This window comes from uncultured Pseudoalteromonas sp. (assembly GCF_963922945.1).
In the GTDB taxonomy this organism is placed as follows: Bacteria; Pseudomonadota; Gammaproteobacteria; order Enterobacterales; family Alteromonadaceae; genus Pseudoalteromonas.
In genome coordinates this window covers 1-22038 of sequence record NZ_CAWUKC010000023.1, presented here as the reverse complement: position 1 = coordinate 22038, position 22038 = coordinate 1, and the positions used below count along the sequence as shown (strand labels likewise).

The 22038-nt window shown below is 41.1% G+C and carries 18 protein-coding genes; 16 read left to right on the top strand and 2 right to left on the bottom strand.

The window, feature by feature from the left end; translation table 11 throughout:
• Nucleotides 1-28: 28 nt before the first annotated feature.
• The gene (barA, locus tag AABI99_RS07185; RefSeq protein ID WP_338364902.1) at nucleotides 29-2803 is read right to left on the bottom strand and encodes a two-component sensor histidine kinase BarA; all 2775 of its coding nucleotides are present in this window, start codon (nucleotides 2801-2803) and stop codon (nucleotides 29-31) included.
• Nucleotides 2804-2914: 111 nt separating this feature from the next.
• Here barA and rlmD point away from each other — a divergent pair, with 111 nt between their 5' ends.
• The 5 genes from rlmD (at nucleotide 2915) to eno (ending at nucleotide 10406) form a co-directional block, all read left to right on the top strand.
• Complete coding sequence (gene rlmD, locus AABI99_RS07180; RefSeq protein ID WP_338364900.1) at nucleotides 2915-4240, top strand: 23S rRNA (uracil(1939)-C(5))-methyltransferase RlmD; 1326 nt, start codon at nucleotides 2915-2917, stop codon at nucleotides 4238-4240.
• An 8-nt stretch (nucleotides 4241-4248) separates the two neighbouring features.
• Nucleotides 4249-6405, top strand: coding sequence for a GTP diphosphokinase (relA, locus tag AABI99_RS07175; protein ID WP_338364898.1), 2157 nt, complete (start codon nucleotides 4249-4251; stop codon nucleotides 6403-6405).
• Between the two features lies 1 nt (nucleotide 6406).
• The gene (gene mazG / locus AABI99_RS07170; protein WP_338364953.1) at nucleotides 6407-7204 is read left to right on the top strand and encodes a nucleoside triphosphate pyrophosphohydrolase; all 798 of its coding nucleotides are present in this window, start codon (nucleotides 6407-6409) and stop codon (nucleotides 7202-7204) included.
• Nucleotides 7205-7359: 155 nt separating this feature from the next.
• The gene (locus AABI99_RS07165; RefSeq protein WP_338364896.1) at nucleotides 7360-8994 is read left to right on the top strand and encodes a CTP synthase; all 1635 of its coding nucleotides are present in this window, start codon (nucleotides 7360-7362) and stop codon (nucleotides 8992-8994) included.
• A gap of 113 nt (nucleotides 8995-9107) precedes the next feature.
• A complete protein-coding gene (gene eno, locus AABI99_RS07160; protein ID WP_338364894.1) occupies nucleotides 9108-10406 on the top strand; it encodes a phosphopyruvate hydratase in 1299 nt (432 codons plus the stop codon).
• 133 nt (nucleotides 10407-10539) lie between these two features.
• Here eno and mutH read toward each other — a convergent pair whose 3' ends face one another.
• Nucleotides 10540-11211 (bottom strand): DNA mismatch repair endonuclease MutH, encoded by a 672-nt coding sequence (gene mutH / locus AABI99_RS07155; RefSeq protein ID WP_338364893.1) that lies wholly within the window; start codon nucleotides 11209-11211, stop codon nucleotides 10540-10542.
• Nucleotides 11212-11776: 565 nt separating this feature from the next.
• Here mutH and rppH point away from each other — a divergent pair.
• The 11 genes from rppH (at nucleotide 11777) to AABI99_RS07100 (ending at nucleotide 21950) form a co-directional block, all read left to right on the top strand.
• On the top strand, nucleotides 11777-12295 hold the full coding sequence (gene rppH, locus AABI99_RS07150; RefSeq protein ID WP_004586239.1) for an RNA pyrophosphohydrolase: 519 nt from the start codon (nucleotides 11777-11779) through the stop codon (nucleotides 12293-12295).
• A 28-nt stretch (nucleotides 12296-12323) separates the two neighbouring features.
• Nucleotides 12324-14588: a phosphoenolpyruvate--protein phosphotransferase gene (ptsP, locus tag AABI99_RS07145; protein ID WP_338364885.1), complete on the top strand. Its 2265-nt coding sequence runs from the start codon at nucleotides 12324-12326 to the stop codon at nucleotides 14586-14588.
• Nucleotides 14589-14660: 72 nt separating this feature from the next.
• Nucleotides 14661-15470, top strand: coding sequence for a sulfite exporter TauE/SafE family protein (locus AABI99_RS07140; protein ID WP_338364883.1), 810 nt, complete (start codon nucleotides 14661-14663; stop codon nucleotides 15468-15470).
• Between the two features lie 10 nt (nucleotides 15471-15480).
• Nucleotides 15481-16284: a prolipoprotein diacylglyceryl transferase gene (lgt, locus tag AABI99_RS07135; RefSeq protein WP_338364881.1), complete on the top strand. Its 804-nt coding sequence runs from the start codon at nucleotides 15481-15483 to the stop codon at nucleotides 16282-16284.
• Nucleotides 16285-16295: 11 nt separating this feature from the next.
• Nucleotides 16296-17147: a thymidylate synthase gene (locus AABI99_RS07130; RefSeq protein WP_338364880.1), complete on the top strand. Its 852-nt coding sequence runs from the start codon at nucleotides 16296-16298 to the stop codon at nucleotides 17145-17147.
• A gap of 19 nt (nucleotides 17148-17166) precedes the next feature.
• Nucleotides 17167-18045, top strand: a complete 879-nt coding sequence (galU, locus tag AABI99_RS07125; protein WP_338364878.1) for a UTP--glucose-1-phosphate uridylyltransferase GalU — start codon at nucleotides 17167-17169, stop codon at nucleotides 18043-18045.
• 440 nt (nucleotides 18046-18485) lie between these two features.
• Nucleotides 18486-19178: an SPOR domain-containing protein gene (locus AABI99_RS07120; protein WP_338364876.1), complete on the top strand. Its 693-nt coding sequence runs from the start codon at nucleotides 18486-18488 to the stop codon at nucleotides 19176-19178.
• 87 nt (nucleotides 19179-19265) lie between these two features.
• The gene (locus AABI99_RS07115; RefSeq protein WP_338364874.1) at nucleotides 19266-19805 is read left to right on the top strand and encodes an SPOR domain-containing protein; all 540 of its coding nucleotides are present in this window, start codon (nucleotides 19266-19268) and stop codon (nucleotides 19803-19805) included.
• 159 nt (nucleotides 19806-19964) lie between these two features.
• On the top strand, nucleotides 19965-20558 hold the full coding sequence (locus tag AABI99_RS07110) for a FlgO family outer membrane protein (protein ID WP_338364872.1): 594 nt from the start codon (nucleotides 19965-19967) through the stop codon (nucleotides 20556-20558).
• Nucleotides 20559-20571: 13 nt separating this feature from the next.
• A complete protein-coding gene (locus AABI99_RS07105; protein ID WP_338364870.1) occupies nucleotides 20572-21264 on the top strand; it encodes a FlgO family outer membrane protein in 693 nt (230 codons plus the stop codon).
• Between the two features lie 8 nt (nucleotides 21265-21272).
• A complete protein-coding gene (locus AABI99_RS07100; protein WP_338364868.1) occupies nucleotides 21273-21950 on the top strand; it encodes a FlgO family outer membrane protein in 678 nt (225 codons plus the stop codon).
• Nucleotides 21951-22038 lie beyond the last annotated feature (88 nt).

The following is a 22038-nucleotide window of genomic DNA, read 5'->3' as shown; positions in this document are numbered from 1 at the left end:
GTTTACTGCGCTTGCTTATTGGATAATTTTAGCGTTGATGCTCAGGCATACGCGCATCTGCCATTAAGTTTTCCAGTTCATCTTGTAGCTCAAATAACTCGGGCTCAACATTCTCAAGTACACAGTCACTTTTCAGTGAGGTTTCTATCGTTTCTGCCAGCGATTTGAGCTTAGGTACACCAGTATAGCAACATGCGCCGTGAAACTTGTGCACAATACTTAATACAGCTTGGCAATCATCTTGCTCAGTTGCTTCATTTAGCTGTGAGATGGTCTCAGGCACACTCTTTAAAAGCATATTGAGCATCTCTAATGCCAGCTCGCCTTTACCACCGGCACGTTGTAGCGCAAGTGGCCAATCTAAACAGCTGCTTTTAAATGGAGCCGGACTTTGTGGAACTACATTTTTAACTTTATCGCGGCTGACAGGCGACTGCGGACTATGATCGCAAATAATCTGGCTCAGCATATCTTCATCAATAGGCTTAGTTAAATAGCCTTTAAAGCCATCTTTTAATAGCTGCTCTTTCTCGCTGTGTAGCGCATGTGCAGTTACGGCAATAATAGGTGTGTCCTCATTTAAAGAAGACTCTTTGATCAGTTTACATGCCGTAATGCCATCCATAATAGGCATTTGTATATCCATAAAAATAACATCGTACTTATGGCTTTTACTTAAGCTGTAGGCTTGCGAACCATTGTAAGCGGTGTCTATAAACTCAACCTGTTCTTTTAACAAGGTGCAAATAAGTTTTAAGTTTGCATCGTTGTCATCTACCACCAGTACTTTTAATGGCAATAATGTTTGCTCACTTGGTTCAATATTTAAAGTTGGGTGATCCAGTCGATAGGGGGCGGCCAGTACTTCACACAATTTACGGTGATTCAGTGGTTTACTTAAACACGCGTCTGCGCCGCTACCTATAAATGCTTCGCGCATATTATGTGATACTGTGTTAAGCATTAGGTATAAATAATCACACGACTCGCGAACCATATTTATATAGCCTTTGAGGCGCTGCATATCATCCACCGATGCCATATCACCGATAATACAAATATCGTATTTAAACATTTTATGTTTGATGGCATCTAAAAACGCGGCTTCGTTAAAGCACGCTGTGACGACCGCTTCCCACTCATTTAAAATAGAAAGCACAGAATGGTGTGTATGTTCATGTGGTTCTAAATAGAGTACACGTTTACCTATGAGCGATTTAGACGGTAAATCATTACTAAAGGTATGATCTGGTAATCTAAACACGCCATTAAAGGTAAAGCAGGTGCCGCTTCCAGGCGCCGAGTTGAGTGTAATCCGGCCATTCATAGCCTCAACAATATGTTTAGTAATGATTAAACCTAAACCCGTGCCGCCAAATTTACGGGTAATGGAGGAGTCTGCTTGTCCAAATGCGGTAAATAGCGCATCTTGCTTATCCATTGGGATACCCACACCAGTATCGGTGACAGAGACTAAAATAGAAGCGCGATCTTCATCTAATAAACGGTAGCTTATATCAACTTTAATAGACCCTTTTTCGGTAAATTTGATCGCATTGCTTAATAGATTAATCAGTACTTGTTTAAAGCGGGTTGGGTCGCCGGTTAAATCTTCAGGCACTTGAGGGTTTATATAAATAGATAATTCGAGCTGTTTTTCATGTGCCGAAGGAGCCAATAGCGTCATGACTTCGTTGACGCTATCACGAAGTTGAAATTGGATTGATTCAAGCTCCATGGCCCCCGCTTCAAGTTTAGAAAAATCTAAAATGTCACTAATAATTGTTAATAAGCTATTTGCAGAGAGCTCTATGGTATCGAGGTAGTCTTTTTGATGTTTATTTAAAGGCGTTTTATATAACTGGCGTGTAAAACCAATAACGCCATTGAGCGGGGTGCGCAGCTCATGACTCATTTTAGCCAAAAAGTCAGATTTAACGCGGTTAGCATCCTGCGCCTCTTTTTTGGCCATGGTTAACTGAATATTAGAGGTTTCGTATTGTTCTAAAGTTTCGCGGTAATCACTGGTCGCTTGGTCAATATTTTTTTGCATTTCATCTTTTTGCATAACCATAGAGTGTGCAATGGTATTGAGCCCTTCACGAAGCAGTTCAAACTCACCTATCATCACCTCGTTTAAACCTGTATCTCTTTTCCCTTCAACGAGCTTGTCAGTAGCAAGCACTAACTTATTGAGCGGAGTCATAAACATGCGACTCAGCCTAAAGGCTAAAATAGAGGCTAATATGAGAGAAAACAGAATCACAATGCCACTGATCAACACAGCACGTTGCTGCCCTATAATTGCTTGGTCTTTATTAAGCTGCAAAATAACAGTACCCAAAGGGGTATGAAAGTCGTTTATTTCCCATGTTGACACTGGGGTAGAGTGATTAAAAATAGGGGTATAAAAGGTAATTAGCTCTTCTGATTTATGAATTTTTGTTGTGTGTAGGTTTTCAAGCTGCTCTTTTTTCGTGAGTTTCTCAAACGAGCGATGATAGTTACTAGTCATTACAAGCTGGTTGTTGGTATCAAAAATAGCAATCGATTTAATGGCTGGCGAGTGCTTGTTATGTGTGTAACTAATTAAACGATTTAACAGCTTTTTGTTTTTTTCAAGTAAAGGCTGCTCCAGTGCTATGGCTAAGGGCTCTGATATTGCACTTCCTTGTTGAAATAAAATTTCATCAAGCTCAATGTAACGATTTATTGTAAAATAGCCGCCAAGTAACAAACCAATGATTACCGTAGGGATCAAGGTCAAAGTTAAAACAGAATCACGTAAGCCTAATTTGGTCATAATGGAAGCGTTATTATCATTATTAGTATGCATCGAGTATATACGGTTCATTAGCTATTCTCAAAGCATCTGATTTGCTTATACGTAATACAAAATTAAAGGTAATGGCGCATGGCGCAAATTTTTAAAGCAAAGAAAAAACCACTTAAACAGCAAACTCTCACATTGAATATTACAGCCATGGATCATCAAGGGCGTGGCGTTGCCAAACACAATAATAAAGTGTGCTTTGTGAGCGGTGCTTTAATAAATGAGCAGGTAACGGCACGATTAATCGAAGATAAAGCCAAATACAGCAGCGCAAAGTTAATTAAAGTTATTAAGCCAAGCGATGCACGCACAGCGCCATTTTGTCAGCATTATAACCAATGTGGTGGGTGTCAGTTACAGCACCAAGAGATTAATCAGCAAGTATTAGATAAGCAAAATGCCGTTACGCAATTATTTAAAAAGTTTGCCAAGTTAAGCGACTTAAATTGGCAGCCCCCCCTTTTAAGTAAGCCTATTCATTACAGACGCAGTGCTCGTATAGCCGTTATGTATGATAAAGCCGCTAAAAAAATGCGAGTGGGGTATCGAGCGTCCGGCTCTAAAAATGTGATTAGTATTGAACAATGCGATGTGCTCAGTGAGGCATTTAGCAATGTATTTATTATTTTTGAAACACTTATTAATCAACATAAAGCGCTTCACAGTATCAGCCATTTACAGTTATGCCAAAACGAAGCAGGGAACTATATTGTTATTCGCCACACCAAAGCAATAAACGATGAGGCGAAAAGTTACATTCAAACCGCAGCAAATGCTCAAAAGTGGTTAATTACCTGGCAAGATAGCAGCGATGTGATAGAGCAGGCTCATTTACCAACGCCTTATTATTTTTTAGATAAATTTAATTTAAAATTTGAATTTGGTCTTGGTAATTTTATTCAAGTTAACGATGAAGTTAATCAGGCTATGCTTGCGCAGTCGGTAAATTGGCTTAACTTGCAAAAAAACGAACAGGTATTAGATTTATTTTGTGGTATTGGTAACTTTTCATTAGTGCTTGCTCAGTACGCTAAATCGGTTATTGGCGTAGAAGGGGTTGCCTCGGCGGTTGCAATGGCGACGCAAAATGCGCACACTAACTCTATCACCAATGCACATTTTCATTGTTTTGATTTAACACAAAAAATTGATACAACATCGTGGTTTAATAAGGCATTAGATATATTAGTTTTAGATCCTTCGCGTACCGGTGCTATGGCTGTTTTAGAGCAACTTCCTCTAAAACAGTTTAAAACCATTTTATACGTCTCTTGCGACCCTGTTACTTTAGCCCGTGACAGTGCAATTATTTCGCAAGCAGGCTTTGAACTTACTAAAATTGGGCTAATGAATATGTTTCCGCATACAGGACACATAGAAACAATGGCGTTATTTCAACGGAGGTAAAGCGTTTTATGGTCGCTACACGTCAATCACATCAGCAGGACGACACAGGTGACTTTGCTACTAGCCTAAAACAGTTAGCGTTATCACAAGACAAAGTAACGCTACTAAACAAAGCGCAAGCATTGTGTGTTACATGTGACAACCAAGCACGGCAAAACACGGCTATCGAAATGGTTGAGATTTTAGCTGAGCTAAATTTAGATGCAGAATCACTCGCAACCGCGTATTTAACGCATTATTACTTAAATGATTTAGTCGACCTTGAAACCGTAGAAGCACAGCTTGGCAAAAATGTAGCTATGCTTTTAACCGGAGTTGCACAAATGGCGGCTATTAGTACGTTATCACACCAAGGTAAAGGCACCATGCAGGTAGATAACATTCGTAAAATGTTACTGACCATGGTTGAAGATGTTCGCGCTGTTGTAATTAAACTAGCCGAGCAAGTGTGCCATTTGCGCAACGTAAAAAATAGCGATGAAGAAGAGCGGGTTATTGCAGCTAAAGAAACCGAAGATATTTTTGCGCCCTTAGCAAACAGGCTAGGTATCGGTCAGCTCAAGTGGGAACTTGAAGATTTATCGTTTAGATATTTACACCCTGATACTTATAAAAGCATTGCCAAACAACTGGATGATAAGCGCCTTGCCCGTGAAGCCTACATGGAAGATATGGTTGAGCAAGTAAAAGCGCGCTTAAGCGAAGCCGGTATAGAAGCGCAAGTGTATGGCCGTCCCAAGCACATTTACAGTATTTACAAAAAAATGCAGCAAAAAAACTATGAGTTTGATCAGCTGTTTGATATTAGAGCAATGCGTATTGTTGTTGAACGCCTGCAAGATTGTTATGGCGCGCTAGGCATTGTGCATACTAATTGGCGTCATCTAAATAAAGAGTTTGATGATTACGTTGCAACGCCAAAGCAAAATGGTTATCAATCTATTCATACTGTGGTATTTGGTCCTGAAGGTAAAACAGTTGAAATTCAAATACGTACCAGCGAAATGCACCAAGATGCTGAGCTAGGCGTTGCCGCGCACTGGATGTATAAAGAAGGCGCGTTACCTGGACGTGGCTCCGGCTATGAACAAAAAATTAGCTGGTTGCGTAAATTACTGCAATGGCAAGAAGAAGTGGTCGATGGCGGTGATTTAGCTGAAGAGCTTAAAAACCAAGTTGTAGAAGACCGCGTTTATATATTTACCCCAAGTGGCGACATTATTGATTTACCGGTTGGCGCGACACCGCTTGATTTTGCTTACTACATTCACTCAAATGTAGGCCACCGCTGTATAGGGGCGAAAGTATTTGGCAAAATAGTGCCGTTTACGCATCAGCTATCTACAGGCGATCAGGTCGAAATACTTACACAAAAGCAGCCCAATCCAAGCCGCGATTGGCTAAATCCATCACTTGGCTATATTAAATCATCGCGTGCGCGGGCTAAAATCCATCATTGGTTTAAGCAGCTCGACCGCGATAAAAATTTAAGTGCCGGCAAAGAGATTCTTGATAACGAACTGCAAAAGCTAGATTTAACGTACAAAGATTTAGACCCAGCTATTAAGCGCTTTAATTTTAAAGAGCTTGATGACTTGATGGTTGCCATAGGCGCAGGCGATGTACGCTTAAATCAAATGCTTAATTTTGTAAGCGACCGTACCGAAGAAGAGCCTGTTATTCGTTTTAAAGCGCCCAGTAAAGTAACCGGCGATAAAAACGGAATAGTGGTGGATGGTGTAGGCAGCTTAATGAGCCACGTAGCTAAGTGTTGTCGTCCAGTACCTGGCGATAAAATCATTGGTTATATTACACAAGGCCGCGGTATTGGAGTACACCGCGAAGATTGTGATGCATTTACCAACTTAAAAGAGCAGCATCCTGAGCGTGTTATATCAGTAAGTTGGTCAGATGAAATAAACGGCTCCTATGCACTGAGTATAAAAATTGAAGCAAGTGATCGCTCAGGGTTAATTCGTGATATTAGCTCTGTACTGGCTAATGAAAAAGTAAATGTGATCAACATGAACGTTAACACTGTTGGGGCCGACCAGCTCGCTGTTTTTACTATGCAAATAGAGGTACATGACCTATCGGGCACAAACCGGGTTTTGTCAAAACTACATCAAATTGAAGGTGTGCACAGTGCCAAGCGAAACCAATAAAATGGCAAACAGTGCTGCACTAGAGCAACTGTTAGAGATAATGCAAGCACTGCGCAATCCTGAGGGCGGTTGCCCTTGGGACTTAAAACAGGACTTTAAGTCGATAGTCCCGCATACCCTAGAAGAAGCCTATGAAGTCGCTGATTGTATTGAGTCAGGTAATTTAAGCGAGCTTAAAAATGAACTGGGCGATTTATTATTTCAAATCGTTTTTTACGCACAACTTGCCAACGAGCAGGGCATGTTTGATTTTAACGACGTGGTTAGTGAGCTAAATAGTAAGCTAACCCGTCGCCACCCACATGTTTTTAGCAACAAGCAAACGTTAACCGACGAGCAATTAGCAACGCAATGGCAAGCAATTAAAGCACAAGAACGCGCAGCTAAAGTACAGCCAAGCAAAGACTCACTTTGGCAAGATATACCCACAAATATGCCAAGCTTAGCCAAAGCTAAAAAAATTCAGCAACGGGTTGCCGCACTTGGTTTTGATTGGCCAAGCTACCATGGGGCACTTGATAAAGTAAGTGAAGAAGTACTTGAAGTAAAAGAGGCCCTAGAGTGTGACCCTTTATCAGATCATACAGCAGAAGAAATAGGCGATTTGTTATTTGCTACAGTTAATGTTGCTCGCCATGTTAAGCGTGACCCAGAACAACTTCTTAGACAAGCAAACGCTAAGTTTTCAGCGCGTTTTGAAAAAGTACAAGGCTACCTGATAGCACAAGGTAAAAGTTTAGAAAGTGCCACGCTTGATGAAATGGAGCAGGCATGGGACGCCATTAAAAAAGCGAAATGATGTTAATCAACGAACATTTTTTGTGCATGTAACACTATTTTTAACTGGATTGCTTAACGTTGCTTTGGTACAATTACGCCCCGTCTTGATGATATACCCAGAGTCTCTTTCTCGGGTGTTATATTCCTTTTAATTCCTGATATTCTAGGGTTCGCATGAGTACAAAATTTATCTTCGTTACTGGCGGGGTGGTTTCTTCGTTGGGTAAAGGTATTGCAGCAGCGTCATTGGCAGCTATTTTAGAGGCCCGCGGTTTAGATGTTACCATTTTAAAGCTGGATCCTTACATCAACGTTGACCCAGGCACAATGAGCCCAATTCAGCACGGTGAAGTATACGTTACTGAAGACGGCGCTGAGACTGATCTTGACTTAGGTCACTACGAGCGTTTTATTCGCACCAAAATGACCAGTCGCAACAACTTCACACAAGGGCGAGTTTACGAAGATGTGTTACGTCGTGAACGCCGTGGTGAATACTTAGGTGCGACCATTCAGGTTATTCCACACATCACTAATGATATTAAGCAACGTGTATATGACGGTGCTGAAGGTCATGATATTGCGATTGTAGAAATTGGTGGCACAGTAGGTGATATTGAATCACAACCATTTATTGAAGCAATTCGTCAGTTAGGAACAGAAATTGGCCGTGAACGCGCGCTATTTATTCACCTAACGCTAGTACCATTTTTAGGCCCTGCGGGCGAAGTTAAAACAAAACCAACACAGCATTCTGTAAAAGAATTACGCTCTGTAGGTATTCAACCAGATATCCTTGTTTGTCGCTCGGACCGTAAACTGCCTAACAATGAGCGTGCAAAAATAGCATTGTTCACAAATGTTGAAGAAAAAGCCGTTATTTCACTGCCTGACGTAGAAAGCATTTACAAAATTCCTGCGTTATTAAAATCACAAGAGCTAGATAACTTTGTATGTCGTCGTTTCCACCTTGATGCACCAGAGGCTGATTTATCTGAATGGGAGCAAGTGCTTTATCAAGAGTCGAACCCAACTGGTGAAGTAACAATAGGTATGGTTGGTAAGTACATTGAACTACCAGATGCATACAAATCAGTTAACGAAGCGCTAAAACATGCAGGTCTTAAAAACCGTTTAACAATTAATATTGAATACGTAGACTCGCAAGACTTAGAAAGCAAAGGGGTAGAATTGCTTTCTCACCTAGATGCTATCTTAGTACCTGGCGGCTTTGGCGGGCGTGGTGTTGAAGGTAAAATTTTAGCGGCTAAATATGCACGCGAAAACAAAATACCTTACCTAGGCATTTGTTTAGGTATGCAAGTTGCGCTTATTGAATATGCACGTAATGTTGCTGGTTTAACCGATGCGAACTCAACTGAGTTTAATAGCGACTCGCAAGCACCTGTAGTGGGCTTAATTACAGAGTGGCTAGATGCTGAGGGCAACATTGAAATACGCGACGAAAAATCTGATTTAGGTGGCACAATGCGTTTAGGCGCACAAAAATGTCATTTAACGCCAGGCTCTAAGGTGCACGAAGTGTACGGCAGTACAGAAATTGTTGAGCGTCATCGTCATCGCTACGAAGTAAACAACAATTTTGTAGAGCAACTAGAGCAAGCAGGCTTGAGCTTTACCGGTTTATCAGAAGATAAAAAGCTAGTAGAGATCATCGAAAATAAAGATCACCCATGGTTTATCGCCGCGCAATTCCACCCGGAATTTACATCAACGCCGCGTGATGGCCACCCGTTATTTGAAGGGTTTGTAGCAGCTGCGCACACTCATCAAAAAGCGTCTTCGTAATTAAAAACAGCCGTGCTTATTGCACGGCTTTTTTGTCTAAAGGGCTGACTAAAATATATAAAACGTAGTAAAGTTAGCTGAACTCACTATTTTGGGAATATAGAGGAATCAAGATGTCAGAAATCGTAAAAGTAATTGGTCGCGAAATTATGGACTCGCGTGGTAACCCGACTGTTGAAGCTGATGTATATTTAGCGGATGGTTCTTGCGGCCGTGCTGCTGCTCCTTCAGGTGCATCAACAGGTACTCGCGAAGCACTAGAGCTTCGTGATGGTGACAAAGCCCGTTACTTAGGTAAAGGTGTATTAAATGCAGTTGGTTTTATTAATAACGAAATTGCGGATGCACTTAAAGGCCAAAATGCTTTAGAGCAAAGCGCTGTAGACAAAGTAATGCTTGATTTAGATGGCACCGAAAACAAAGAAAAACTAGGTGCAAATGCTATCTTAGCAGTATCACTAGCGACTGCAAAAGCAGCTGCTCAATCTAAAAACGTTGAGCTTTACGAGCACATCGCAGACTTAAACGGTACACCAGGTGTTTACTCAATGCCGCTACCTATGATGAACATCATCAACGGTGGTGAGCACGCAGATAACTCTGTAGATATTCAAGAATTTATGATCCAGCCTGTTGGCGCGGCAAACTTCCGCGAAGGCCTACGTATGGGCGCTGAAGTATTCCACAGCCTAGCTAAAGTACTAAAAGCAGACGGTCACTCTACTGCTGTAGGTGACGAAGGTGGTTTTGCACCAAACCTTGCATCAAACGAAGCGGCACTTGCTGCAATTAAAACAGCTGTAGCAAACGCAGGTTACGAGTTAGGTAAAGATATTACGCTTGCTATGGACTGTGCTGCGTCTGAGTTTTATGACAAAGAAGCAAATATTTACGACCTTAAAGGTGAAGGTAAAAAATTCACTTCAGAAGAGTTTAACTACTTCTTAAAAGAGCTAACTGAACAGTACCCAATCGTGTCTATTGAAGATGGTTTAGACGAGTCTGATTGGGACGGTTTTGCACACCAAACTAAATTATTGGGCGATAAAATCCAATTAGTAGGCGATGATTTATTCGTAACTAACACTAAGATTTTAAAACGCGGTATTGATAACGGTATTGCTAATTCAATCCTAATTAAATTTAACCAAATTGGTTCACTAACTGAAACGTTAGCAGCAATCAAAATGGCTAAAGATGCAGGCTTTACAGTTGTTATTTCACACCGTTCTGGCGAAACAGAAGATGCAACTATTGCTGATTTAGCGGTAGGCACTGCTGCAGGCCAAATTAAAACAGGCTCATTGAGCCGTTCTGACCGTGTAGCTAAGTACAACCAACTTCTTCGCATTGAAGAAGCGCTAGGTTCTAAAGCACCTTACAACGGTTTAAAAGAAGTTAAAGGCCAGTAATTACTGCTCTTTAATTTAAGATTATAAAATCCTCGCTCAGGCGGGGATTTTTTATGCCAGCTAAGCTTATTAACCCCTGTAATATTTGCGTTAGTGGTACATAAAAAGTAGTGAGCTTAGCTTATAAACGTTCTTAAAGCTGAAACTGCTGCTTTAAAATCTCACCTGTAAAGCTGGTTTTTAAATAAAAGCCACGGGGTAAGGTCTTTATAATTTGACCATTTGGACCTATTGCATCGGTAACCACTTTGCTGTTTGCTGCTTTTGGTCTTATTTGAATGGCGTCCCCTAAATGGCCGGATATTTCATCCACTCGCCCAAGTGCAATCAACTCCATTTGTTCTTCCCAGTCTCGTTGTAACAGCGCATCTTGCTCAGGTGTTGGTTGCCACAAAAATCCACTGCCTATGGTTCTATCAAAAGGGGCAATATCGCGCTCACTTAATATAGGTAGCCATAAAACATGATTGAGTTTTTTGCGCACTGTACTTGTATGCCACGTCATGCCAGTTACGTTTATAAGGGGGGTAACCGACACAAAAGTGGTTTCTAAAGGTTTTCCTTTGTACGAAATTGGCAGTGTTTTTAATTCAATGCCTAAATCTTCAAAGTCGGGGAGGGGTTTTGAGCCTGCAGTCGCACCTAATACGAATTCAATAAGCTGTCCGGTCCAGCCTTTTTCGCGTAGTAGATCGTCAGGGGTTTTAAAGCTGTATTGAGAGGCTAGTTGGCCTAATGTTAATCCGGCAATAGCATTTACGCGTTGCATTAAGTCATTAATTGAATGGGGTTTTGTTGGTCGCATGCTACTCATTTGTGTTGAATAATTAACAGTGCCATGATAGCAAAACCCCACAAAGGTGGATATCTTTGCTTTTGGTTGAATTTTATACGCACTATAGGTGGCTTAATTTTACTCACTTCTAAAAGTGTCTGTTTAACTCTAAGTAACTGACGCTATTTGATATTTTTTATTTATTAGTTCAGTTTTAATTAAGCTTAAATAATCTTTATGGGATAAATACAACTATATAAACATGTTTATCCACAGAATCTGTGGAGAAAGCGACTTATTAGATCTTATATTGTGGACTTGTTTGCAAAATAGCCTTGTTTATAAAAAGTTATACACAAGCTGTGAGTAAATAGTGCTAAATCTAATAATCAAGGCATAGCTTTACTTTTTTTACTAAAAGTTGCGTTAATTAAGGGTTATTTTATCCCTAAATCTACTTTATGAAAATTTAGCATTAACTCGTTATGCACAGTGCAAATAATAAACTGACTATTAGTTGGGGATAATAGTGTTTGCCGAATTGCGGCTAATGTGGAACAATCATTAAAAATCGACTTACAAATGAGGCACTAAGGTGATTGATGCCGAAGGTTTTCGTGCCAATGTCGGAATTGTAATTTGCAATAATCAAGGGCAGGTTTTTTGGGCTAGACGTTACGGTCAACATTCTTGGCAATTTCCCCAAGGTGGTGTTGATGACGGCGAAACCCCCGAGCAAACCATGTACCGTGAATTACACGAAGAAGTAGGCTTGCGACCAGAAGATGTAGAAATAGTTGCAAGCTCAAAACATTGGTTACGCTATAAGTTACCCAAACGATTAATTCGCCGCGACTCCAGTCCGGTGTGTATTGGGCAAAAACAAAAATGGTTTTTATTAAAACTGCGTTGTAAAGATGAAGATGTAAACTTATTAAAAACTCATCATCCTGAGTTTGATGATTGGCGTTGGGTGAGTTATTGGTACCCAGTAAGGCAAGTAGTGTCGTTTAAACGCGATGTATACAGACGTGTTATGAAGGAGTTTGCCCCGTTCGCAATGCCATTTAATAAAAGAGAGCATCATAAAGAGCAATGGCGACATAAAAGGTAGTAAATAATTATAAAATAAGGAGCAGGTCATGCTGGCAACACTGAGAACGATTGCTGAGTCTGTTTCGCAACAAGCGAATTTAGACAGTGCTTTAGTGTGCTTTGTGAAAATGGTTAAAGATGCCATGAAAACCCAGTGCTGCTCTATTTATTTTGCCGACTACAGCCAAGATAACTTTGTACTTATGGCAACCGAAGGCCTAAACCCCGATGCCGTAGGTAAGTTTAGAATTGGTTTTACCGAAGGGCTGGTTGGTTTAGTCGCTCAGCGTGAAGAGCCCATTAATATTGCGTTTGCAAAATCCCACCCGCGTTTTAAGCTCTCCCCCGAAGTAAATGAAGAAGGTTACAATGCTTTTTTGTCTGTACCTGTGGTGCATCAAAAAAAAGTATTGGGCGTTATTGTTGTACAACAAAAAATGGCGCGGGTTTTTAGCCAAGACGAAGAGTCGTTTTTAATTACGCTCTCGGCGCAGCTAGCCTCGCAACTTGCGCATGCTGAAATAAAAGAGCTTTTACGCCAAGATGAATCATCACATCAAACCTCAGTGCTAAAAGGGGTGTCGAGTGCGCCAGGTATAGGGATTGGGCAGGCTTTTGTGGTACTCCCTAAGCTTGATTTTAAATCTATAGAACTAAAAAAAGACCCCGATAGCGCCGAGCAGAAACGTTTGTTTACGCAAGCCGTTGCTGCCACTCGTAAAGAATTTAATACCCTGTCTATGACCTTGAGTGACTCAATACCGCGCGAGGCACTTGCGGTATTTGATGTATACCAACAATTACTTGATGCCAAAAGTTTAGGCCATAATGTTGAGGTGCAATTACATGAAGGCTGGTGTGCAAAAAGCGCCTTGAAAATAGTTATTGAGCGGCTTATTTCGCAGTTTAATGCCATGCAAGACCCTTACATTAAAGAGCGGGCCGTGGATGTAAAGGATATTGGGCTTAGGGTATTACACCACCTTGTAAACACAGAGCATGCCGTAAAAGATTATCCACCCGATACCATATTAATAGCAAAAACCTTAACGCCCGCTATGCTAGCTGAAGTACCCAACGGGCATTTAGCAGGTGTAGTGAGTGTAAATGGCTCAGCCAATAGCCATGCCTCTATATTAACCCGTGCTATGGGGATACCGGCTATTTGGGGTATTGAAGATTTACCCTTACTGCAATTTGATGGTAAACCAATGATATTAGATGCCTTTGCAGGGCGTTTATATATTTCGCCCTCGCAGGTGTTACTTGATGAATACGCACAGTTAAAGCATCAAGATAAATTACTCAATAACCGATTTTTAGCAGAGCAAAATGCGCAGTCGGTCACCTTAGATGGTGAGCAAATAAATTTAATGCTCAATGCGGGATTAGAGCTTAATACTGAGCAAAGCAATGAACATATTTGCGATGGGGTAGGGCTTTATCGAACCGAAGCGTGGTTTATGCAAAAGGGGCAGTTTCCATCGCAAGCTGAGCAAGAAAACTGGTATAGGGAAGTGCTAAAAAGTTACCATCCAGCGCCAGTGGTTATGCGAACGCTCGACATTGGTGGCGACAAAGTTTTAGATTACTTTAATATCACCGAAGAAAATCCCTTTTTAGGTTGGCGTGGTATACGCATAAGCCTTGACCATCCAGAACTGTTTTTAGATCAACTCAAAGCCATGTTAAAAGCAAATATGGGCTTAGGTAATTTAAAAATAATGCTACCAATGATCAGTGGCTCAGAAGAAGTAGACGAAGCGCTCGCGCTATTTGAACAAGCTTATTTTGAACTGGCAGAAAAACACCCAGAGCAAAATTTAGAGCGCCCAGAAGTAGGCATTATGCTCGAAGTCCCCTCAAGTATTTTTATGCTCGATGAGTGGGCTAAAAAAGTTGATTTTTGCTCAGTAGGCAGTAACGATTTAACGCAATACTTACTTGCTGTAGATAGAGCAAATGCGAGGGTGGCTCAGTTATTTAACCCATACCACCCTGGAGTGTTAAGGGTATTAAACAAAGTGGCGAATGAATGTAATAAACATAGCTTACCCTTTAGTTTATGTGGCGAGCTGGGCGGCGAGCCAGAGGGCGCAATTTTACTTATTGCCATGGGCTATAGGCATTTAAGTATGAACATGTCGTCATTGACTAAAGTAAAGTGGATTTTAAGACGCTTAAACATTAACGATATGCAGCAGTTACTTGCAGAGTGCCTAATGCAGTCGAATGCTAAACAGGTGCTGCGTTTAACCCGTAACTTTATGATTGAACACCAATTAGGCGATCTATTTTACACCGCTAAATAATGCAGCGCTTAAAGATGCTATTAACGTAATAATCCTTTAATATAGGCGCACGAAAAGGTATTTGAGAACACTATGTATGAATTAGCTTTACTCGTGGCCAGTTGTGCGCTACTTGGCTGTGTAGTTGGCTTTTTAGCAGGGCTATTAGGGATAGGCGGCGGTTTAATTATAGTGCCTGTTTTAAGTAGTTTATTACTGATGTTTGATGTTACTTCACCTGATCACGTTTTGGTTATTTCTATTGCAACATCGCTCGCCTCTATTTTATTCACATCTACTTCTTCAGTAATGGCTCATCATAAAAATGATAATGTACCTTGGCAAATTGCGCCTTGGGTAATGTCGGGTGTGGGCTTAGGCGCGTTAATAAGTGGCTTTGCCGCAAGTTTAATACCCGAACAAGCATTACGCAGCGTGTTTGCTGTGAGTGTTGTGTTTATTGCCGGCAGAATGGTGTTGGCATCAAGCAGTAAAGCGATTAAAGAAAAACCATTACCAAAAGGGCCTATTTTAGGAAGCATTTCTGCCCTTATGGGGGCGCTTTCTGGTTTAATAGGTATTGGCGGCGGCGCACTTATTGCTCCTATGCTAAATTACTTTTCGGTTAATATAAAAAAAGCGATAGGGTGCGCATCAGCATGCGGCATTGTTATCGCGCTATTTGGCTCTATTGGTTATATAAGCGCAGGGTGGCAGGTAACCGATTTAGCGCACGGGTTCGCAGGGTTTGTATACTTACCTGCCTTATTTGGTATTGTACTAACATCGTGGTTTGTGGCGCCCTTAGGGGCTAAAGCAACTCATTATTTACCTGTTAATATAATAAAGAAAATTTTCGCGGTGTTGCTTGTACTCATCGCACTTAAAATGGTTTTTAGCTAAAGGTTTATTTATGGCACTTGAGTTTCCTCAAATCGATCCAATCATTTTTTCTGTTGGACCGCTAAGCGTACGTTGGTACGGTTTAATGTATTTAATTGGGTTTGCATTTGCGATGTGGTTTGCTAATCGTCAGGCTCAAAAGCCAAACTCCGGCTGGACTAAAGAGCAAGTCAGCGATTTGCTTTTTTACGGCATGCTTGGGGTTATTTTAGGTGGCAGAATTGGCTATGTATTGTTTTATCAGTTTAGCTACTTTTTAGAAAATCCATTTTATTTATTCAGAATCGACCAAGGCGGAATGTCGTTCCACGGCGGAACTTTAGGGGTTATTACCGCTATTATTCTATTTGCAAAAACCCGTAAAAAATCATTGTTTGCAGTGGGTGACTTTGTAGTGCCGCTTGTACCTGTGGGTTTATTAGCAGGGCGTATTGGTAACTTTATAAATGGCGAATTATGGGGCCGCGTAAGCGATGTGCCATGGGCCATGGTATTTCCAACGGGTGGGCCGCTTGCGCGTCACCCATCGCAATTATACGAGGCCTTTTTTGAGGGGCTAGTCCTGTTTTTAATTTTATTATGGTTTATTAAAAAGCCTCGCCCTGCAGGCAGTGTAGCCGGTGTATTTTTATTAGGGTATGGCGTATTTAGATTTTGTATTGAATATTTCCGCCAACCTGATGCGCAGCTTGGCCTATTTGCCGACTTTATCTCAATGGGGCAAATACTCTCGTTGCCTATGATTATTGGTGGCCTTGGGCTATTAATTTGGGCATATAAAAAACCGCAACCTGTAACAGCAGCAAAGGCATAGTAAAACACAGCATGAAACAATATTTAAATTTATGTCAGCGCATCGTTGACGAAGGTGTATGGGTAGAAAATAAACGCACAGGCACGCGCTGCCTAACTGTTATTAATGCCGACTTAGAATACGATGTAGGTAATAATAAATTTCCTATGATCACCACGCGTAAAAGCTATTATAAAGCCGCTATTGCTGAGCTTTTAGGTTACTTACGCGGGTACGATAGCGCAGCGCAATTTCGCGATATCGGTTGTAAAACCTGGGATGCAAACGCAAACGATAATAACGCATGGCTAAATAACCCTAACCGCAAAGGCGAGGACGACATGGGCCGCGTTTATGGTGTGCAAGGGCGTAATTGGCAACGCCCAGATGGCTCAACGCTCGATCAGCTTGCTAAAGTAATTAATAACTTAAAAAACGGCATTGATGACAGAGGTGAAATAATTACCTTTTATAATCCTGGTGAGTTTGAGCTTGGTTGTTTGCGCCCATGTATGCACACACATACGTTTTCGCTGCTTGGTGACACGCTGTATTTAACCTCGTATCAGCGCAGTTGCGATGTGCCACTAGGCCTTAATTTTAATCAAATTCAGTGTTTTGTATTACTGGCCTTGGTTGCACAAATTACCGGCCATAAAGCAGGCAAGGCGTATCATAAAATTGCTAATGCGCACATTTACGAAAACCAGCTACCGTTAATGCGCGATGTACAGTTAAAACGTGAGCCGTTTGATTCACCGCAATTAAAAATAAACCCAAATATAAAGTCACTAGAAGATATAGAAACATGGGTAACACGAGACGATTTTGAAGTAGTAGGCTATCAATGCCACGAACCAATCCAATATCCGTTTTCAGTATAATAAGATTAAGGAGAACAAGATGAAAGCAGTGATCCCAGTAGCAGGCCTCGGAACGCGTATGCTACCTGCCACAAAAGCCATCCCTAAAGAGATGCTTCCAGTGGTAGACCGTCCGCTTATTCAATACGTAGTAAATGAAGCGGTAGCCGCAGGCGTTAAAGAGATTGTACTTGTAACGCACTCAAGTAAAAACTCTATCGAAAACCATTTTGATACCAGCTTTGAGCTAGAAGCCACGCTTGAAAAACGCGTAAAGCGGCAATTACTTGCCGAAGTACAAGCAATTTGCCCTAAAGATGTCACTATTATTCACGTACGCCAAGGTGAAGCCAAAGGCTTAGGTCATGCAATTAATTGTGCTGCGCCAATTATTGGCAACGAACCGTTTGTCGTTATTTTGCCAGATGTGATTGTTGATGATGTAGAGAGTGATCTTAAAAAAGATAACCTAGCAGAAATGATCACTCGTTTTGAGCAAACTAAGCACAGCCAAATCATGGTTGAGCCAGTACCCATGGACGAAGTAGACAAATTTGGTGTTGTTGATTTAGGTGACGTAGAGCTACACCAAGGTGAAAGCTCGCCTATTATCAACATGGTAGAAAAACCACCAGTAGATGAGGCACCTTCAAACCTATCGGTAGTAGGGCGTTATGTATTAAGCGAAAAAATTTGGCCACTGCTTGCTAAAACGCCGCAAGGGGCTGGTAACGAAATTCAACTTACAGACGCAATTGCCATGCTAATGGAACAAGAAAAAGTAGACGCCTACGCTATGAAAGGCCGTAGCCACGATTGTGGCAGCAAAATAGGCTACTTAAAAGCAACGATAGAATTTGCGCTGCGCCGCGACGAATTTGCCGATGATTTAAAAGCATTCATTAAATCGTTAGTGTAAATTTTAAAACGTCTTACCTAGGCGCCTATTTTGGCGCCTTTTTTATGATCTGCCCAGTGTGTACGTTAACCCCTATCCTCAAAATAGCCCACTTATTAAAACGAGTTGGTACAAGTAGTACGCAAAAGCCCTTTAAAACTATGTTCACTAATTGAGTAGTCACATTATTAAAATGGTCTACGCTTAGATATGTTTCTAATTAAGCTTGCGTTATAAAGCCACATAACGTAATTTATATTGTAAAGTTTATGTTAATTGGCATTGAATTTGTATTAAAAGCCAAACTCACGGAAGGGACATGTTAATTTTATCTATGCAGGTAAGTTAGCGTGCTAGAGCAAAAATTGCTCATTGTTTAAATTGCTAAGTTAAACGCTTTCTTGTGAGAATGTTTAACTGAAATGCAAGTGCGAAGGCACTGCTTTCAGGATAACGGGTACATGCTTAAATTAAAAAAATACTATAAACACTTTATTGTATGCCTTTTTACGCTTATGTTTGGCACGGCGTGCTCTATTACGCCTACTGCTCAACCTGCTATTGATAATGAAATACCTAACACCACGCCCGACTATGTGCAGATTACAGCATTAGAGCTTGCTCAATTAAAAGACGCCGCCATGCAGTGGCAGCAAGCACGTGCCGGTATAGAGCGTATTTTAAAGCTTGAAAAAGAAATCACTTATCTTGTAAATCATATAGATATAATAAACTCTAAAGCCATTGCCCAATCGAGTGCTAACCAAGGTTACAGCAGCCGTTATACTCGCATGCCTTCGCGTACAACACGCAATAAACCACGTACCCAGCAAACCTATAAAGCCGTTAAAAATAAGCAAACGGTAAAGCTTAATACCCCAAAACATGTGTTTGCATTGCAAGTTGCCTCGGTCGACTCTAAGCAAGGTGTAACAAAAGCCTGGCAAGAGCTGAATACCAAAGCAGCGCCACTATTTAGAGATAAAATATTAACCAATGTAGAAACCGCAAAAGTGAATAACAAAACCTTTTACCGCTTAAAGCTTGGCTCTTATAAAAACTTTAAAAATGCCAAAGCCGACTGTGAAGTATTTAAAATGTATAAGCTTGACTGCATTGTAAGTAATTATACCGACAAGCCAATTAAACTTTAAAGCAGATAGCTCGATAAGCCCTGACTTGCTAAGCATCAATTGACTGTTAAAATAGCGCCCAATCTTACCCAAATCAACAACAAACTTATGCTGCACTACAAGGATTTTTTAGCGACATTACTCTTAGGCTTTGCTTTAGCAAACAGTGCTCTTGCACTTGCCACACCCCAAAAGCAGGCGGTGCTTATTAAAAAGGATGATTTAGCAGCACTTAAAGAGTCAGCCCAGCAGTGGCAACAAACCCAGCCTCAATTAGAAAGGCTGTTAAAGCTAGAAAGTGAATTACAGCGCACAGTCGATAAATTAAAACAACTAAATACGCAGCCAGATCTAGAGCAAACCCAGCTAACTAACCACTTAGCTGTTGTAAATACAAATGCACTGTTTGCAGTTCAAGTAGGGGCATATAAAAATAAAGCGGTACTTGAAGCGGCTGTAAAACAATTTCAATCGGCCTCAAATAAGCTTGAGGTAAATACCGAGCAAGTACTCATTGAGCAGCACACATTTTATAGGTTAAAGCTTGGTGCGTTTAAAACAAAAAAAGCAGCTGAAGATGCGTGCAAGTCATTAATAAACAATAATACTTGCTTTGTAACTTACTACGTCAAAACGCCTCAAAGTTAATTAACCTGAACTCTGGTTAAGAGCCTTACTAGCATATTGAACTATCTTGATACTTAAATTTATTATCTCTAGCTAGAGATAGGTTTATTATCCAGAGTTTAGGTTAATTAGGCATAATAATTGCTTTATCCTCGGTATGTTTTAAAGAGGACGGCAACTATGCGCCTTTTACTGCCTTTAATATTGTTAAATTTAACTGCTTGCAACTTGGTTCCGCCCCCAGAGCCGAGTGTGCCCACTGACGCGCCAAAAGCAGCCATGGCACCCTATACTGTAAACGAGTATGTAGCCAATCTAACCTCGCAGCTTAATCATATAAATGGCGCTTTAAATGCCAATGCGCGCATTGGTGTGAGTAGCTTTTTTTATGCCGATGCTTTAGATACTAAGCTAGTAGCAGGGCAGGCCTCGGGTTTGAGCTTACAAATTCAAGAAAGTCTATTAACGCAATTTACTCAGTTTGGCTATCATACCGTTGAGTACCGCCTTGGCAATAACCTTATATTAGCGCAAAACGCAGACAGCATATTAAGCCGCGACTTAAGTAAATTACGCAATCGCCAAAATATTGACTTAGTTATCACCGGCACTGTAACGCGCCAACAGCATGCGTACATAGTTAATGCACGACTCGTTAATATTGAAAACAAGCAAGTACTGTCGGCAGGCAGCACAGAGATCCCTATAAATGTAATGTGGGGAAGTGAAAAAATTCAGCAGCGTGACGGCTCTTTGTACCGCAGCGAATATTAATCAGGAGCACACCATGAGAAACCTATTAATTACCCTATGTTTGCCATTAGGCTTTGGCTGTTCGCAAATGCTAAATTCGCTACATTCAGAGCCGGAGCAAGTTGAGCAAGATAATGTAGCCCAGCTTGTTTCAGAGCAACGTGCGGTAAAAGCACCTGTAGCAAATGACGCGTTATTTCAGTCTAACTTAAACAAGCAAAGTAACTACACCAAAAGTGCCCCTGCAAAACGCAAAAATATAAACCATTATGTGCGCGGGATAATGCAAGACATGGTCGAAAATCTGCAATACGTAAACGACAAAACGCCACTTGCCGTTTCTAGCTTTGTGTTTTTAGATGATGATTACAGCGATGGAAGCCTATTAGGTAACCAAATAGCCGAAAGCTTTATGCACGAACTGCATAGTTTTGGTGTGCCGGTTATCGATTTTAAAACCACCGACTATATGCGAGTAACCCCCGCAGGCGACTTTGTATTTAGCCGCGACTACCTAGAGCTAAACCAAGATCAAAATTTTAATTACGTATTAGCAGGAACACTTGTAAGCCACCAAGGTGGTGTACTGGTAAATGCGCGTATAGTGGGCATTAAAAGCAAAGCGGTAGTGGGCAGTGCGCAAGGGTTTATCCCTCAATCAGTGGTTGATGCGTTAAACAGTAGCTATCGCACCGACGGAATTATGCTTAAACAAGCCAGCGAGTGAGGTTAGCCATGTTTTACAAACTATCTGCTATAGCGGGGCTAACGGCAACGTTAGCATTAACTGGCTGTTCAATAACGCAAAATAATGAGCATAACGAAAGCATAAACACACGCTCAGATTACACCGTGGTAACGCAAAACAGCCAGCCTAGGCCTGTATATGCCAACCAATCTGTGCAGCAGCAAAGCGAGTACGACACAGCAAGGCAGTTTACACCGCTTAAACATCACAAAACGCTGGCAAACTATGTAGAGCAAATGGCGCTGGATTTAGTGGATACGCTTGAAGCCGAAGCACCCGATAACAACAGCATCAACATAGCGGTTACTACCATTGTTGATTTAGACGCATCGCTTAATAAAAGTAATCAGTTGGGTAATCAATTAGCCGAGACGTTTATTCATCAGCTGCAAAAATTTGGCTACGGCGTGGTAGATTTTAAAACCATGGACAACATTGATGTATCAAACAGAGGCGACTTTGTGCTATCTCGCGATATAGAAAAGCTCAGCGAAAGCAGCATGGCTAACTATGTTTTAGCAGGTACGTTAATTTACCGCCCAAATGGCGTAGCAGTAAACACCCGCGTTATAAATGTTCACAGCAAACATATTGTAGCAAGCAGCCGTAAACTCATACCACTGTACGTGTTAAACAAAGAAGATATATATTTATCAAGCAATTAAGTTAATTTTAGCTTGATATGAAAAACAACATGCCGTTATAATTTTTGTAAGCTGTAAGCTGTAAGCTGTAAGCTGTAAGCTGTAAGCT

What these genes read in the sequence shown, in the direction of transcription:
- barA (WP_338364902.1), bottom strand. Translation starts at nt 2,803, where the DNA reads ATGACCAAATTAGGCTTACGTGATTCTGTTTTAACTTTGACCTTGATC.
- rlmD (WP_338364900.1), top strand. Translation starts at nt 2,915, where the DNA reads ATGGCGCAAATTTTTAAAGCAAAGAAAAAACCACTTAAACAGCAAACT.
- relA (WP_338364898.1), top strand. Translation starts at nt 4,249, where the DNA reads ATGGTCGCTACACGTCAATCACATCAGCAGGACGACACAGGTGACTTT.
- mazG (WP_338364953.1), top strand. Translation starts at nt 6,407, where the DNA reads ATGGCAAACAGTGCTGCACTAGAGCAACTGTTAGAGATAATGCAAGCA.
- AABI99_RS07165 (WP_338364896.1), top strand. Translation starts at nt 7,360, where the DNA reads ATGAGTACAAAATTTATCTTCGTTACTGGCGGGGTGGTTTCTTCGTTG.
- eno (WP_338364894.1), top strand. Translation starts at nt 9,108, where the DNA reads ATGTCAGAAATCGTAAAAGTAATTGGTCGCGAAATTATGGACTCGCGT.
- mutH (WP_338364893.1), bottom strand. Translation starts at nt 11,211, where the DNA reads ATGCGACCAACAAAACCCCATTCAATTAATGACTTAATGCAACGCGTA.
- ptsP (WP_338364885.1), top strand. Translation starts at nt 12,324, where the DNA reads ATGCTGGCAACACTGAGAACGATTGCTGAGTCTGTTTCGCAACAAGCG.
- AABI99_RS07140 (WP_338364883.1), top strand. Translation starts at nt 14,661, where the DNA reads ATGTATGAATTAGCTTTACTCGTGGCCAGTTGTGCGCTACTTGGCTGT.
- lgt (WP_338364881.1), top strand. Translation starts at nt 15,481, where the DNA reads ATGGCACTTGAGTTTCCTCAAATCGATCCAATCATTTTTTCTGTTGGA.
- AABI99_RS07130 (WP_338364880.1), top strand. Translation starts at nt 16,296, where the DNA reads ATGAAACAATATTTAAATTTATGTCAGCGCATCGTTGACGAAGGTGTA.
- galU (WP_338364878.1), top strand. Translation starts at nt 17,167, where the DNA reads ATGAAAGCAGTGATCCCAGTAGCAGGCCTCGGAACGCGTATGCTACCT.
- AABI99_RS07120 (WP_338364876.1), top strand. Translation starts at nt 18,486, where the DNA reads ATGCTTAAATTAAAAAAATACTATAAACACTTTATTGTATGCCTTTTT.
- AABI99_RS07115 (WP_338364874.1), top strand. Translation starts at nt 19,266, where the DNA reads ATGCTGCACTACAAGGATTTTTTAGCGACATTACTCTTAGGCTTTGCT.
- AABI99_RS07110 (WP_338364872.1), top strand. Translation starts at nt 19,965, where the DNA reads ATGCGCCTTTTACTGCCTTTAATATTGTTAAATTTAACTGCTTGCAAC.
- AABI99_RS07105 (WP_338364870.1), top strand. Translation starts at nt 20,572, where the DNA reads ATGAGAAACCTATTAATTACCCTATGTTTGCCATTAGGCTTTGGCTGT.
- AABI99_RS07100 (WP_338364868.1), top strand. Translation starts at nt 21,273, where the DNA reads ATGTTTTACAAACTATCTGCTATAGCGGGGCTAACGGCAACGTTAGCA.